Annotated in this window: 10 protein-coding genes; 2 read left to right on the plus strand and 8 right to left on the minus strand. The window is 67.9% G+C overall.

All coding sequences use genetic code 11. The annotated features are described in order from the left end of the window. Nucleotides 1-6: 6 nt before the first annotated feature. The 3 genes from HUA75_RS36880 to HUA75_RS36890 are packed head-to-tail and all read right to left on the minus strand — an operon-like array spanning nt 7 to nt 2,434. The gene (locus tag HUA75_RS36880; RefSeq protein WP_141647690.1) at nt 7-780 is read right to left on the minus strand and encodes a LytTR family DNA-binding domain-containing protein; all 774 of its coding nucleotides are present in this window, start codon (nt 778-780) and stop codon (nt 7-9) included. Then, a complete protein-coding gene (locus tag HUA75_RS36885; protein ID WP_174489073.1) occupies nt 777-1,847 on the minus strand; it encodes a sensor histidine kinase in 1,071 nt (356 codons plus the stop codon). Before HUA75_RS36885 ends, HUA75_RS36880 begins: the two co-directional genes overlap by 4 nt. After that, nucleotides 1,844-2,434 (minus strand): hypothetical protein, encoded by a 591-nt coding sequence (locus HUA75_RS36890; RefSeq protein ID WP_174489074.1) that lies wholly within the window; start codon nt 2,432-2,434, stop codon nt 1,844-1,846. Before HUA75_RS36890 ends, HUA75_RS36885 begins: the two co-directional genes overlap by 4 nt. 182 nt (nt 2,435-2,616) lie before the next feature. Between HUA75_RS36890 and HUA75_RS36895 the strand changes: the two genes are divergently transcribed. Continuing rightward, nucleotides 2,617-3,384: an alpha/beta fold hydrolase gene (locus HUA75_RS36895; RefSeq protein ID WP_174489075.1), complete on the plus strand. Its 768-nt coding sequence runs from the start codon at nt 2,617-2,619 to the stop codon at nt 3,382-3,384. A gap of 67 nt (nt 3,385-3,451) precedes the next feature. On the opposite strand, the gene HUA75_RS36900 is transcribed toward HUA75_RS36895, so the two are convergent. From HUA75_RS36900 to HUA75_RS36910, 3 genes are all read right to left on the minus strand, one after another. Next, nucleotides 3,452-4,084 (minus strand): hypothetical protein, encoded by a 633-nt coding sequence (locus HUA75_RS36900; protein WP_174489076.1) that lies wholly within the window; start codon nt 4,082-4,084, stop codon nt 3,452-3,454. 553 nt (nt 4,085-4,637) lie between these two features. Next, entirely contained in the window at nt 4,638-8,432 is a 3,795-nt protein-coding gene (locus HUA75_RS36905; RefSeq protein WP_174489077.1) for an HYR domain-containing protein, read from the minus strand. Nucleotides 8,433-8,620: 188 nt separating this feature from the next. After that, entirely contained in the window at nt 8,621-9,166 is a 546-nt protein-coding gene (locus HUA75_RS36910) for a hypothetical protein (RefSeq protein ID WP_174489078.1), read from the minus strand. Nucleotides 9,167-9,630: 464 nt separating this feature from the next. Between HUA75_RS36910 and HUA75_RS36915 the strand changes: the two genes are divergently transcribed. Further along, nucleotides 9,631-11,457, plus strand: coding sequence for a sigma 54-interacting transcriptional regulator (locus HUA75_RS36915; RefSeq protein ID WP_174489079.1), 1,827 nt, complete (start codon nt 9,631-9,633; stop codon nt 11,455-11,457). Nucleotides 11,458-11,465: 8 nt separating this feature from the next. Here the strand turns inward: HUA75_RS36915 and HUA75_RS36920 are convergent, their stop codons facing one another. Next, nucleotides 11,466-13,004, minus strand: a complete 1,539-nt coding sequence (locus tag HUA75_RS36920; protein ID WP_217446444.1) for an ADYC domain-containing protein — start codon at nt 13,002-13,004, stop codon at nt 11,466-11,468. Nucleotides 13,005-13,092: 88 nt separating this feature from the next. Then, nucleotides 13,093-13,989, minus strand: a complete 897-nt coding sequence (locus tag HUA75_RS48095; protein WP_371745764.1) for a formylglycine-generating enzyme family protein — start codon at nt 13,987-13,989, stop codon at nt 13,093-13,095. Nucleotides 13,990-14,710: the final 721 nt, after the last annotated feature.

Raw genomic sequence — 14,710 nt, forward strand, 5'->3', positions numbered from 1 at the left:
GCTGCCTCATGGACGGCCAGCGGGACTCCGGGTGCCACCCAACCGCTCACGGAGTTCGCGCAGCCGGTCGCGCGCCACGGAGAGCACCGTCCCGTCCTTCAGGTGCACACGCGCGTCGCCGTAGCCCCCCAGGACCTCCACAATCGCATCGAGATGGACGAGCGTGGCGCGGTGGATGCGCAGCCAGCGCGTCGGGTCGAGTCGGCGTTCGAGCTCCGCGAGCGACATGTCCACCACATCGGTGCGCCCGGCACGCGCCACGTAGACGAGCCGGTCCTCGGCATACAGGTGCGTGGCGTCCGCGAGTTCCACCACACGCACGCGGGTGCCCGTCCTGGAGGTGAGCCGCGACAGCGGCGTGGGGGGCTGGAGTGCCGCTTCCAGCGCACGCAGCCGCTCCTGCGCGAGCATGGGGTGCATGCGCGCGAGCTTGTCCAGCGCACGCGTGAGGCCTCGCGCGTCCACCGGCTTGAGCAGATAGTCCACGGAACTCACCTCGAAGGCCTGCAGCGCGTACGTGTCGAAGGCGGTGGTGAACACCACGGGCGGCGGCATGGGGAGCGCCCGCACCAGCTCGAAGCCGCTCATGCCCGGCATCGACACATCCACGAAGAGGGCGTCCGGGGGCTCGGCGCGCAGTGCCTCCGCGGCCTCCACCGGGTCGGTGTACGTGGACACCACCGTCACACGCCCCGTTTCCTCGAGCATGCGAGCGAGGCGCCGCAGCGCGAGCGGCTCGTCATCCACCAGCACGGCGCGAAGGAGCCCTGGTGCACTCATGCGGCCTCCGTGCGTGGAAGCCACACCCGCACGCACGCGCCGATACCGCCCTCGCCCCGCGAAATGGACAGGCCCGCGTCCTCCGCCCCGTAGGAGGACACCAGTCGCCGCGTCAGCATGTCGAGCCCGTGCCCTGGAGGCGGCGGCCCTTCGATACCAGGGCCGTCGTCCCGCACCTCCAGGTACACGCGGCCGGCATCCGCGCGCACCGACACCCGGACCTCACCACCCTCGCGCCTCGGGGACACGGCGTACTTCACGGCGTTCTCCACCAGCGTCTGCACCGCGAAGGGAGGCACCGCGAACCTTTCGAGGCCCGGCTGCACGTCGAGCGAGCATCGCAGCCGCGCGCCCAGTCGCACCCGCTCGAGTTCCAGATAGTCGGACACCAGGTTCAGTTCGCGCAGCAGCGGGACATGGCGCCCCGCCCCCGCATCCAGCGAGGAGCGCAGCACGGACGCCAGTCGCTCCACCATGGCCTCCGCGGCGCGCGGGTCCTCGCGCACCAGCGTGGCGATGGAATTGAGGGTGTTGAAGAGGAAGTGTGGCTGCAGGCGCGCGGACAGCGAGTCGAAGCGCGCCTCCGCCTCCAGCCACTCGGCACGCTCGCGCAGCGCCTCCGCCTCGCGCACGCGCGCGTCCCTTCCGTGGATGCGACCCGCCATTCGGGAATACACGAACGTGCACACCCCCGCGGGCAGGCTCAGCACCAGGCCGATGCCACCGTCGACGAACAGATGCTGCCGGAGCTCCGAGGCGGGAAAGGCGCCCAGGCCCGCGAGCGTCACCGTCGCCACCGTCATCATCACGGCCGTGATGACCGCACACGCGGCCAGGCACTTGAGCAGGGCGGGCACGGGCGGGCCGTGCATGGCGCGCCGGCCCACCGTGGGCATCACCCTCATCGACGGGAAGCCGATGCAGATGCCGTAGAAGGCGCTGAGCGCGAAGATGCGCATGACCTCCGCGGGCGGAGTGGGCGCGGGGAGTATCACGAACGCCGTGACGAGCGCCGCGAGCAGCAGCGTGCAGCCCGCGAACAGCGCCCAGCGCACCCCGGGTTTCATTTCGCGCGCCGCACCGTCATCTCGAGGAACTGACCGAATGTCTTGCCCCCATCGAGCGAGAGTTCTCCCTTTTCAACCCACACCCCGTCGCGCACGTCCAGCGTGAAGCGGACGCGGCCCTGAGGCATGTCGAAGCCCCACTGGAACACCCCATCGCCCAGCAGCTTCATTTCGGTGTCCACGACACCGCCACCGAACCGGTATGCACTGAAGCGCACGCGGCCAGCGGCCTCATCCCAGGAGAGTACTCCGAGCGCCTGGTGCGTGGGGACCTCGGGGGCCGTGGGGCTCGCTCGGCTGGTGCCCAGTCCCTCCACCACGAGCACTGTTCCGTCGAGGTGCGGCTGCACGGTCTCCTTCAGTTGGAACGTCTTGCGGCCGCCCGCATGAGGGCCCATGTCGACCCATCCGTCTCCCCGCCAGTTGCCCACCAGGACCTGGAGCGGCGCAAGCTTCTCGCGGTGCCGGGCGGCCGCTTCCGCGGCGGAGGGTGGCTGTCTCGGCCGCACAGGAGGCGCGGGCTCCGCGGCGAGGACAGGGGCGGCCAGTGTGAGCGCGAGGGCGACGAGGAGGTTGCGGGCGTGCATGAGAGGTACTCCCGTTCGTGGGTGCCTTCCGGTCCTAGTTCAGGGGCACTCGCCGGGCGCGCGGGTTCCGACGAGAGGTCGGACTTCAGGGACGAGGGGTTCATCGGCACCCGAGCGGGGGCCACGCCGGTGTCGTTGGTTCCCCGTGACTTCGCGCAAGGACACACTGACCATAAAAGCAGATGTATTACGAGGTGTCCGGCAAGGGCGACCCGCTGATTGTCCTGCACGGCGCCTACATGAACATCCCGACGATGGGCGCCATCATCCCCAAGCTCGCGAAGACCCATCGGGTCTATGCGTTCGAGTTTCAGGGACACGGCCGCACCACCGACATCGACCGGCCCATCACCTACGCCCACCTGGCGGACGACATCGCGGCGTTCATGGACGCGGTGGGACTCAAGAAGGCGGACGTGTTCGGCTACTCCATGGGAGCCGCCGCCGGGCTGCAGTTCGCCATCCGCCATCCGGAGAAGGTGAACAAGCTGGCCGCCGCTTCAGTCGCCTACGACGTCGAGGGCTGGCAGCCCGAGTTCAAGGAGTTCATCCCGCAGATGAAGGTGGAGATGTTCCTCGAGATGCCGTTCGCGAAGGACTACCGGAAGCTCGCCGCCAACCCCGAAGGATTTCCGGAGCTGGTCCGGAAGCTGATTGCGCTCGAGAAGGAGCCGATGGCGTGGGGGGAGCAGGTGAAGGCGCTGAAGACTCCGGTGCTCATCATCACCGGCGATGCCGACGTCTCGACCCTGGAGCATTCGGTCGCCCTGTTCCGCCTCCTCGGCGGTGGCGGCGCGGGCGACATGGGCAAGCCGCTGTCGCCCTCGCGGCTCGCGGTCCTGCCGGCGACGTCACACACCGCGGTCATCACGCAAACGGAGCTGTTGCACGCCTTCATCGAGCCCTTCCTGAAGGGCATCACGCCGAAGGGGATGTTCGAGGCTCCGTAAGCCGGTGCCTCGAACCGCTCTCCCTGTCACCGCGTGAATGACGGGGAGGCTTCCGCCTCTGGACGGCTCAACGGCGGACGAGGAGTCGCAGACCGCCCATGAACCAGGAATGGAAGCGGGCATCCTGTCCGTCGTACCTGGCCAGGGTCCCCGTCACGTAGGGGCCAAACCACACGGGCCCCGCGACGTTGAAATCGATGCCCCCCTGAAGGTTGCCCACCTCGAAGCCTTCCAGGCGGCCATACGGCGAGGTCGGTTCGAGTTCTCCGGTCATGACGGAGGGAACCTGGTCGGCATCGAGGACGTCGTAGCCAACGCCCAGGCCCACCCACGGGCTGAGCTTCTCCGACCAGGGGTGGTGGTAGCTCAGGTTGAGGCCGATTCGCATGGCGCTCACACCGCAGTCCCCCTGGCACTCGCTGACGGCGAGCCCCACCGCGTACTGGAACGAGGCGCCCACGTAGAAGCGGGAGCCCAGGAACGTCCCCACGTCGAGCTGCGCGGGGACGATGCCCTTCACGATTTCGTCCAGGTATATGTCGTAGTGGCTGTCCCCTCCCTTCGCGATGCCGATGGGGAGCCCGTAGCCGGCGCGAAGGCCGAAGGAGAGCTTCAGGTCCTCGGATTCGGCCTGGGCGACAGGTGCCCCTGCGAGGATGAGCGTGATGATGGCCCCGAACGTGACAACTGAGTTGCGCATGATGTCTTCCTCTCGCGGTGATGCGATGTGAATCACCGCCGGGCCCAGAGCGGGGTCGGCCTCCCTCGCCTGGCCCGACGAGGCGCCAGTGCAAGCGCGGTGCCCTCCCTGTTCTCCAGGTGACACCAGGATGGACCGCGAAGACAGCACGACGCGGGGACTCAGAATTTCGCGGCAATGCGCCAGGGAGGCCGTGCTCCAGGGGAGGCATGACTTGTGTGTCGCAGCCTGGATGAGGCGCGGAGGGTGATGCGGGGAGTGCTCAACTCGAAGGCCAGGTGGTTGCGCGCGAAGCCAATGCCGTTGTGCAGCCCATTGGCATCCATGAACAGCCATTGCATCACTCCCGCCGCCTCCGCGGGCTCGCGCCCAAGCGTGGACCTCGCGGACCTCTACGCCGAACCGCGGGGATACCCCGGCGTATCCGCCCTGCCGGTTCCGTCATTGGCATCCACCGGCCTGCCCCTCGGCGCCACAGCCCCACCCGGTCGCGGTGGAGCTGTCGGCGTGAGCATGTTGGAGAGGCGCCGCCGTTCTCACCCAGCCGTCAGGGCTACCGCCGCGCCCCGCGGCGTGCTCGTGGAGCCAGCACCCCCAGCGCCATCAGCGCAAGGAAGGCCCACGGAGCACCGTTCGTCTGTGCGCAGCCACAGCCACTCGACTCCCACGGAGGCAGCATCGTCGGCTGACCGGGTGCCGGGCGCGGCGGGCCGGCGTCCGGCGGGCCGGCGTCCGGCGTGCCATTGCCTGGCTGCGACGGGGCGCGCACGACCTCCACCTGGAAGGTGCACCACCCGCTGTTGGCGCGCGTGTCGGTGGCACTCACCGAGACGACAGTGGTCCCCAGGGGAAGTTGGCGGCCCTCCGGGGGATTGAACTCCACTCGCGTGGTGGACACGGTGTCCACGACATCCACCGCCGGATAGTTCGCAATGGCGCCAGACTCGGAGGTCTGGGTCACCCGCTGCCTCGGCGGGCAGGTGAGTCTCGGAGGCGTCGTGTCCACGACTTCGACTGAGAAGGTACACGCGTTCGAATTGCCGGCTGCATCCGTCGCCGTCACCCTCACCGACGTCCACCCCATGGGCAGGGTGCTCCCGGAGGCCGGGCTGAAGACGACGGTGGGAATGGACACCAGCTCGTCGACAATCGGCGGGAAGAAGGCGACGACGGCGCCCTCTGGCATGGACGCCTCGACCTTCATCGGACTGGGGCAGGTGACTCGCGGCGCCACGGTGTCCACCACCTCCACGGGGAAATGACACGTCGTGCGAAGCCCCGCCCCATCCGTTGCCGTCACCTCCACCTCGGTGGTCCCCAAGGGGAAACGGGTCCCCGTCGGCTGCGAGGTCCGCACCTCGGGGACCGAGGCGACGTCGCTGGCCACCAGCCGAGGGAACCAGACCTGGGTTCCATCGGGGCCCATGGCCTCATGGCGCTGGGGCCCGGGGCACTCCAGTGCGGGCGGTTGGGTGTCCCGTACGGTGAGGTCGAAGCGGCATGAGGAGCGGTTGCCCGCCTCATCCGCGGCCGTGACGGTGATGGACGAGTCGCCCATCGGGAAGGCCTCACCCCAACCCGGGCTGTAGAAGAGGCCCGGGGAAGGGTCCGTGTCGTCCGTGGCGGTGGCGCGCGTGAAGAACACCCTCGCTCCCTGGGGGCTCGTCGCCTCGACGAACGGGTGGGCAGGGCACACGACCTCCGGCGGCGTGGTGTCCGCCACCGTCCGGGGCAGCGCCCACAGCTCCACGCCCGTGTCCTTCTGATACGCGCTGAAGAAGAGGTGCCGGCCCGCGACCGTCAGCCCCTTCGGCGAGGACGAGTCATGGCCGGGGACAAGGTCCGCGGCGGGCACCGTGCCCTCCGCTGTTCCATCTGTCTGCCAGAGCTCCATTCCAGAGACACCGTCCGACGCGGAGAACATCAGCGGACCGTCCGGCCCCAACGCGACGAGCGGTCCGGGCTCGAGCACCGCGCCCATCAGTCCGGGATTGAGCTCCGTCAGCATCCGTGTGCCGGCCTCGGTGCCATCGCTCTTCCACAGCTCGTACCCGTGAGCGGCGTCATAGGCCCAGAAATACACCGCACCCCTGAAGGCCGTGAGGACGTCCGGCGCCGGTCTGCCGGCATAGGGGGTCGGCGCCGAGAGGTCCTTGACCTTGACCGCCGTGAGGCCGTTGCTCCTCCAGAGCTCGGTGGCGCTGGTGCCCGTATCGGCGAGGTATCTCTTGTTGATGAAGTAGAGGGTGCCGTCGATGACGGCCGTGTTGTTCCCCTCAGGAGGACTGACACCGACCGCGACCCGCACCGTCCCCTTCTCCGTGCCGTCACTCTTCCAGAGCGTGGCCCCCTGGCCCTCGATGAATGCGAAAAGGAAGACCTCATCGCCCACGGGCACCACCCGATTGATGGAGCCACGGCTGTGCGCCAGGGCGCTGATTTTCACGACCATCCGCGTGCCATCCGGCGTGCCGTCGCTCACCCAGAGCGCCTCTCGGATGAGGTGGGTGTCCGCCACGAAGAACAGCCGTCCCCCCGCTGGGGTGAACTGCTGAGGGTTCCATCCGAAGGTGAGACCCGGGGAGCGCTTCAGGAAGACCGTCCCGTCCGGGGTGCCGTCGGTCTTCCACAGTTCGTCCTCGTTGCCAGACCGGCGGAAGAAGAAGAGCTCCTCGCCAATGACAGCCATACGGCCCTTGTCGAAGGAAGCGAAGCGCGAGAGTGGGAGTGAGCCCACGGCGTGGGTACCGGGCCGGGTACCGTCAGTGCGCCAGATACGGTAGTCACCCGTCGAAGAACTCTCGATGAAGTAGAGCTGGCTGCGCGCCGCCACAAGGTGGAAGGGCTGGCCTCCATCCGCACCGGGGCGGGGGTCCGTCAGTGGCTCCGTCCCTTCCCGGGTGCCGTCACTCATCCACAGGTCCCTCTCGTACCCCGTCCCGTCCGTGACGAAGAACAGCCTCCCCTTGAGGTTCACCGCTTCCCTCGGATTGGAGGACGCGGTGGCTCCTGTCTTGCGAAGGAGCACCCGGGTCCCCTCGGAGGTCCCGTCACTCGTCCACAACTCGCCGCCCCGGGTGCTGAAGTAGAGGGTGCCATCCTTCCAGAGATGGAGCTTGTCCAGGTCGCGAGTGAGGCCGAGCCCTTCTGTCAACCGCACCGTCCCGGCCGCCGTGCCATCGCTCTTCCACAGCTCGTGCGACATCCCTGGCTGGCCGGCGAAGAAGTAGAGGCCGTCGGGCGTGGCCAGCATCGGGCCATACGAGCCCACGGCGGATTCGGCGTCATAGATAACGGAGGTGACAGGCCTGCTGCCCTGCTCCGTGCCGTCACTGCGCCACAGCATCCACTCGGCCTGCTCGTTCATCGCCATGAAGAAGAGCTGTCCGGAAAACGCTGTCAGCAGATTGGGCGAGCGCTGATTCGCGACGACCGGCACCAGGTTGAGCCGATACGTTCCGCTGTCGGTGCCGTCTGTCCGCCACAACTCCTGACCATACAGGGTGGACACAGCCTGGAAGTACGCCACTTCACCCACCACCGTGAGGGGCGTGGTGCGGGAGCTACCCCGTGGATACGATTGGACGCGGACGGTGCCCTCCGTCGTGCCATCCGAGCGCCACAACTGGTCGGGGACATTCAACGTGTCCCTGGCCCAGAAGAGTGCCAGGTCATTCACCGCGACGAAATCGGCGAGACCGGAGAAGTCGGTGCCACGGAATACATCCTTGACGAGCCCCGTGCCCTCCAACGTCCCATCCGTCTTCCACAGCTGCTCCCCATGCACGGTGTCCTCACCGGCGAAGAACAGGGTGCCGTTGACCTGCACCCATTTTGCCCCGGAGTTGGACGAAGGATTGCGCACCGCCGTGAGCGGGAGGGTGCCCGCCGGCGTCCCATCGCTCCTCCAGAGCGAAGAAACTCGGGGTGACTCCAAGCCGCCTTGAGCGATGAAGTAGAGCGCGTCTCCCATGCGAGCGATGAAGCGAGGACCGTCGCCCATCGCGTGCACGAACTCCGTGCTCTCCGGCGTGCCGCGGGTCCTCCAGAGCCCGTTGCTGTCCCAGGTCCCCGAGGTGAAGTACAGCCAGCCACCCAACTCCGTCAGGTAGGAGGGGCCTGAGACACCAGCTCCGGGGAGCAGGTCCTGCACGAGGGCCGTGCCCTTGGCCGTTCCGTCCGACTTCCACAGTTCCCTCCCCGTGCCAGGAGTGGCGTTGGTGAAGAAGACGTGGTTGCCCATCGCGGTGAATTGGTAGGTGCCCGTGTAATAGGGCGCGTCCGTCTCCAGGAGGTCTCGCACGAGGAACGGCGGCTCGGCGGCGGATGCCTTCGCCCGCGCGACCACGGGTTGTCGCGTGCCTCCTGACGCCGGTTCGGAACATCCCGTCACCACGGCCAGGACCAGCACGACCAGGACCTGGCGAGCCCCCACTCCTTGAACGCTGTTCAACACGATTCCCCCCTTTGTCCAGCTGTTGTGCCTTCATGCGGACCTCCCGCCCACCACGTGAGGTGATGGGCGGGAGGCATTCATCAGAGCAGGCTGCAGTAGTAGAACCGCATGTCGTCGCAGTTCGAGCCACGGCACTGGGCGCCGCGGACGTAGTTGCCAGCGGGCGCCTGCCACGCGCCACTGCCGTCCGTGTACCACGCCGACCAGGTGCAGGAACCCACCGAGCGGCCGGCAATCGCCGTGCACTCGAGCGCGACATTGTCGCAGTAATTGCCGTAGCACGCGACACCCGTCACCCACTCGTTGGCTCCGCAGTAGCGGTAACTGGTCGCCTCCTCGGAGAACTGAGAGGTGAAATAGGAGGCGCCGTGCGCGACGCCCGCGTTCGTACAATTGACGCGGATGTTGTCGCATTTGCTGCCGCTGCACTCGAAGCCGTTGATCAACTGCACCAAGTCACACTGGAGAGGCGGATGCTCCTCCGAGGTGAAGCCCGTCCAGAGCAGGGCCTCGGACTGGCCGAGCTCCTCGGCCACCTGCGCGCTGGACTCCTCATGCTCCATCCCACCACAAGCCGTCATGCCCACGAACAGAGCGACAGAGGCCACCATCATCATCCGACACATGTTGTCTTCTCCAATCGAGTGCGTGGCTCCGGCCGCCGGTTCGAGAGGACTCGACCCAGAGGGTTGGCGCCAACACACGTCTCAATGATTCACAACCCACATCCAAACAACGACTGCCTGCTACTCCCCTCGAGGGAAGACTGAAAAACACACAACCAGGACGGCGTCGACACTCACCATGGCGTAACGCACCCATGGCTTGTCGCGAGCGGTCAGCCGTCTGGGGTCGGCCGGAGGAGGTGCCCACTCCACGACCGTGGAAACACCCTCTCTTGCGTTGGGAGTGTTCCCCTGGACGGGTTGAATCGGAATCAGGTCGGTATCTACGCGCTGGGCGCAGCCGAGACCGGTGATTGAAAGGGGGTGGTACCGCTCGTCGGGGCCCTGGTGCGCAGCGGCTGGGAGCGCGTCCCCGGCGGCAACCTCATTGCCAGTGAGCGAGCGGTTGTGAACAATGGCTGACAATGAACCGCTCGGAACAGACGCCGCAGGAGCCCCTGGAGGGCGACAACGCCTCGACCATGGATGGACGGGCCGCCCGAGGGACCCTTCTGCCCCCGGAGTCCTCCGAGCGGCACTACCTGCTGGTCTTCGACGGGGACAGCGCCCGGATGTTCGCCCTCCCCGAGCAGGGGGAGGTGGTGATTGGCCGCGGCGACGGCGCGGACCTCAAGCTCTGCGAGGCCTCGGTCTCCCGGGCACACGCGAAGGTGTCCGTCACCGGTGGGCAGGTACGCATCGCCGACCTGGAGAGCCAGAACGGGACACACGTCAATGAGGAGCGCGTGGTGGGGACACGGCGGCTCTCGTCCGGCGACGTGGTGACCCTCTCCTCGGCGACCCTGGTGCTGCACCTCGGGCGGCGGGCCACCACCGGGCCGCTCTTCGTCGACCCGGCCACGATGCGCCAGCGCGTCGAGGCGGAGCTGGAACGCGCCCTGCGCTACTTCCGCCCCTTCTCCGTCCTGCACGTCTCGCTCGGGACGAAGACCGCGGACCGCCCGCGCGTGGAACTCGCGCTCCAGGCTGTCTGCCGCGGGCTCGACGTCGCCTCGTGGACCGGAGCGGACAGCTTCTCCGTCGCCCTGCCAGAGCTCGATGACCCCGGGGCGAGGGAGCACGCACTCCGCATCCTCGAGGCCCTCGAGCCCCTGGCGCCCGCCGCTCGCGCCGGAGTCGCCGCCTGCCCTTCCGACGGCTGTGACGTGGACACGCTGCACTCCTCGGCATCGGCGGCCGCGAGAACCACGGCCGCCGGCGACGTGGCCTCCGGGCGCGATGCCTTCCAGACGGTGAAGCTCGGCGACCGGGAGGTGCTCATCGCGGACCCCGTGATGATGCGCCTCTACGGCCTCGCGGAGCGGATTGCCAGGTCCGACCTCCCCGTGCTCGTCAACGGAGAGACGGGCGCGGGAAAGGAACTCGCCGCCTCCGCGCTGCACTTCCTGTCCCACCGCAAGGCCCAACGACTGGTGACGCTCAACTGCGCCGCGCTCCAGGAGAGCCTCCTCGAGTCCGAGCTCTTCGGCCACGAGAAGGGCGCCTTCACCCATGCCACCGCCACGAAGATGGGCCTCTTCGAGGCGGCGAGCGGTGGCACCCTCTTCCTCGACGAGGTGGGCGAACTGTCCCTCTCCATCCAGGCGAAGCTCCTGCGCGCACTGGACACCCAGCGAATCACCCGGCTCGGGGACGTGAAGGAGCGCGTCATCGACGTGCGAGTCGTCGCCGCCACCAACCGAGATCTCGAAGCGGAGATCCGCGCGGGACGCTTCCGCCAGGACCTCTTCTTCCGCCTCTCCGGCAGCATTCTCTGGCTGCCCCCGCTGCGCGAGCGCAAGCGCGAGCTGCCCATCCTCGCGCGGGCCTTCCTCTCGCGGGCCTGCGAGCGGAGCGCTCGCGAGCCCCTGGAAATCTCCGACGCCGCGATGCAACGCCTGGCGTTGTATCCCTGGCCCGGCAACGTCCGGGAGCTGCGCAACGTGATGGACTACGCCGCCGCGGCGGTAACGGAGGAGGTGCTTGAACCGTGGCATCTCGACGAGCGGCTCGGAGCAGGCTTCTCGGTCAAACCCTCCGCGAGCACCGAGCCCGCACTCCCCGCGCAGGAACCGACGACGCTTCCCGCCCTGACCAACCTCGCGGAAGAAATCCAGACGCTCGAGCGCACCCGGATGACGCAGGCGCTCCACGCTTCGGAGGGCAACCAGACCCGGGCGGCACAGCGGATTGGCATGCCCCTGAGGACCTTCGTCACGAAGATGAAACAATACGGCCTGCGCGGGAAGTGAGCCTCGCATCATGGCGTGATCACCCCTCCGGTGGGAGGCACGATGATGGGTGGTGCGGCGACGATGTCGTACGCCTTCGCGACACAACCGGCATTCCAATTATTCGGCTCCAGTTGCCCGTACGAATTGGTGCCGCAGCAGTACGCGTAACCGGTCGACTCGCAAACCGCACGGGTGAGCCAGTTGCAGTCCTTGGCCAGCGAATAGCCTGTCGAGAAGGGGCCGTGCCTACAGCCGTTGGTCCAGTTCGCGACAAAGACAAGAGGCGCATCCGCGGTGAGCTCCTTCTGCTGAATGCAACCCTCCAACGCCCCCTTTTCGAAGGGATCCGCCGCTATGAACACCCGTTGGGCGCTGCACGTCGACGATGGCAAGCGATTGGTCGGCGGAGACGCCTCGGACCACTCGTAGCAGTGCGTACCGCCGGTCACCATGATTTGCCACGTACCGCTGTTGCAGGCGGCGGGCAGGGCCCCGTAGCGCTCCCTTTCGAGGCACACCGTGCCTCGAGCATTGAACCCGGCCTCGGAGGTGAAGGCCGAGGGACCATTCGCGCCTTGAGGGTCGTTGTAGGAGACCCACTCCGGCGTCGGAGCGATGAAGCGGTGGCGGTCCCAGATGTCGATGATGGTGTTGGGCTGCGTGTAGGAGAAGCCGTCCTCACAGTAGTTCGCCATCGCGGCCTTGAAGCAAGCCTCCCAGTAGGGAGCGAGGCCCACCGGCTCCGGCGGGCTGCTGCCCGTCGGCGTCAGGCTCGTCCAGGGCTTGTAGCCCCAACGTGCGCACTTCACCGCCGTCCCGTCATGGCAGGCAATGCCAAGATAGTTGGGTGCGGAGTACGCAAGTCCCACCGTGTCGATGAACGAGGGAAGGAACATCGCCGCGTTTGGAGGACTCCCGGATTCCGTCGAACAGAAATCCACCCAGTTGCCTGCGTCGTCCTTCAACTGCACCCGGTAGAAATGCACATCCGCATTGGGACGGGTGGCACTGCGGTATTGCGGTTGAAGCAGATTCGCCGCGTCCGTCGGACCATACGGCCCCATGTCGATGAAGGTCCCCATGATGCGTGCCTCCCTCGTGGGGTTGACCAGCGGCAGCGGCGCTCCCGCGACAACCGGACCCTGGATCTCCATGACCTTGAACGTGGCCAGGGGCAGGGTCGGCTCGTACCAGACGGGGGGGATGACGACGCGGGCGCTGGCCTGCTCGAGCACCACCGGAGGCAGGGGTGGAACCGGCAACACGTAGCCACCCGGAATCGTGATGCCCTGGATGCGGCTCCCATTCAATTGCGCCTTCGCGGCCACGAGCGAATCGTTCGAGACGCGAAACTGGAAGGAATTGACATCCACGAGCCACGGATTGTTGGCCTCGGTGCCCTGGGGGGTCTTCCCTTGAGGGGTCTTCCCTTGGGGTGTCTTGCCCTGCGGCGTGCGAAGCTCTCGCACCGACGAAGCAAGGACGGGCTCCGGGTCCCTCACCTCCATCGCGGGTCCGCAGGCACTCAAAACCAATGCACTCAACAAGCAGGCTTTTGCGTTCATGGCGGGACACACCCATAGCAAGTCGCGGGCCACCCCTGTTCCGTCAACGCGACCGCCCCCCGGGCAGCACTCCGACACGCTGCGTCCATCAAGGGACGTCGGCGCAGACTCGGAACCCCGTATCCACCTGCCGGAAGTCGCGGTTCACCACCCAGCTGTTCGGAATCCGCGCGGAGATGGTGCCCACATGCCAGGAGCCACCTCGGACCACGAACTCCTTCGCGCCGTTCACCGAGCGCACGACTTCCCACGCGTTGCCCAGCATGTCCGCGACACCCAGCGGAGAATTCGACGCGGGGTGGCTGCCCACCTCGTCGGGGCCGTAGGCGGCATCCTGGTACCCGTACGTCTCGTCGATGTTGGCTTCATCCGGCGCGAGCAATTCACCATGCGGGAGGGTCCGCGCGTCCGCCCCGCGCGCGGCGCGCTCCCACTCGTGCTCCGTACACAGCCGCGCGTGCGGAACCCGGCCCGTGGCATCCAACCAGGACAGGTACGCCTCCATGTCCGAGGGCGTGATGGCCGAGACAGGGAAGCGGAGCCAGTCCTGCTCGGCGCGCAGCTTGCGCTCCCGGTAGCGGATGGGCGCTCCCGCGAGGGCGGTGTACCGCTGCGAGATGGGCGCGAAGGTGAACCGCCACCCCCGAGCCGTCCGCGCGAGCTCCTGGTACGCGGTCTCCGTGGTGCCCCCCATGGAACTCTGCGTATTGGGCAGGTGCCGCGAGCGCACGGCGGCGGGGAGTTCCTCGAGGAACGCGAGCCAGTCCGCGAACGTGACCTCGTACCGGCCCACGAGGAACGCCTTCAGCGCCACGGGGTGGAGGGGCGCGGCTTCGTAGAACTCACGACGCACCTTCTCGTCTCCCGCGGCGCCGAAGAGCACGGGCCCCGCGGGCACATACACGAAGCCCTCGGGGACACGTGACGCGGGAGGCAGTCCGAGCTTCAACGGCACGAGCTTCCCGCGTGAGGCCACGAAGGGCATGCGCACCGGCGCGAACCCGGGCGCGCTCGCGCTGAGCACGTAGGCACCGGGAGAGAGCGCACCGCCTGCTTCGATGGGCGCGGGGCGCTCACTCCACCGTCCATTCAGGGACTCGATGCGCGTGAGCGACCAGGTGGCCTCTGGAGGCTCGATTTCGACGCGCACGTTCGCGGGCCGCTCCAGGGCCGCCACCCACTCGCTCGCGTCATCCAGGCGGCGGAGGCGCTCGAGTTCCGCCGCGTACTCTCCCTGGCGCCCCTCCAGCTCCGCGAGTTCGGCGCGCTCGGCCATGATGCGGGCCAGCGCGCGGCGCACCTCCGCCCGTTCAGGAGCGAGCAGGAACGCATTCTCGGCCCGGGCGCTCGCGAGCCCCACGGCACGCACCCAGGCCTCCTTCCTCGTCAGCGCGGCGTCCCAGCTCCGCTCGCCCAGGGGCCAGTCCCCCTTGTCGAAGGCGGCATATGCCTCGCCGCGCATCCGCTCCCAATCCACCCGGGCCCGGTGCATCGCCTCGGCTTCGCGGGCGGACTCCGCCAGGTGCTGCCCCACCTGGGCATCCACCCCGCGCGCGTGCGACCAGCGCTGCGCGGAGTACGTGAGCAGCCCCGCCAGCACCAAGGCGCCCAGACTCAACGGCCCCCGAAGACGCCGCATCCGCTGGCGGCGCCGGGACGCCGAGAGGAAGGCGGCCTCCGAGGGTGAAGTCTCCTCGAGGATGACG

Source organism: Myxococcus sp. CA040A (assembly GCF_013336725.1).
In the GTDB taxonomy this organism is placed as follows: domain Bacteria; phylum Myxococcota; class Myxococcia; order Myxococcales; family Myxococcaceae; genus Myxococcus; species Myxococcus llanfairpwllgwyngyllgogerychwyrndrobwllllantysiliogogogochensis.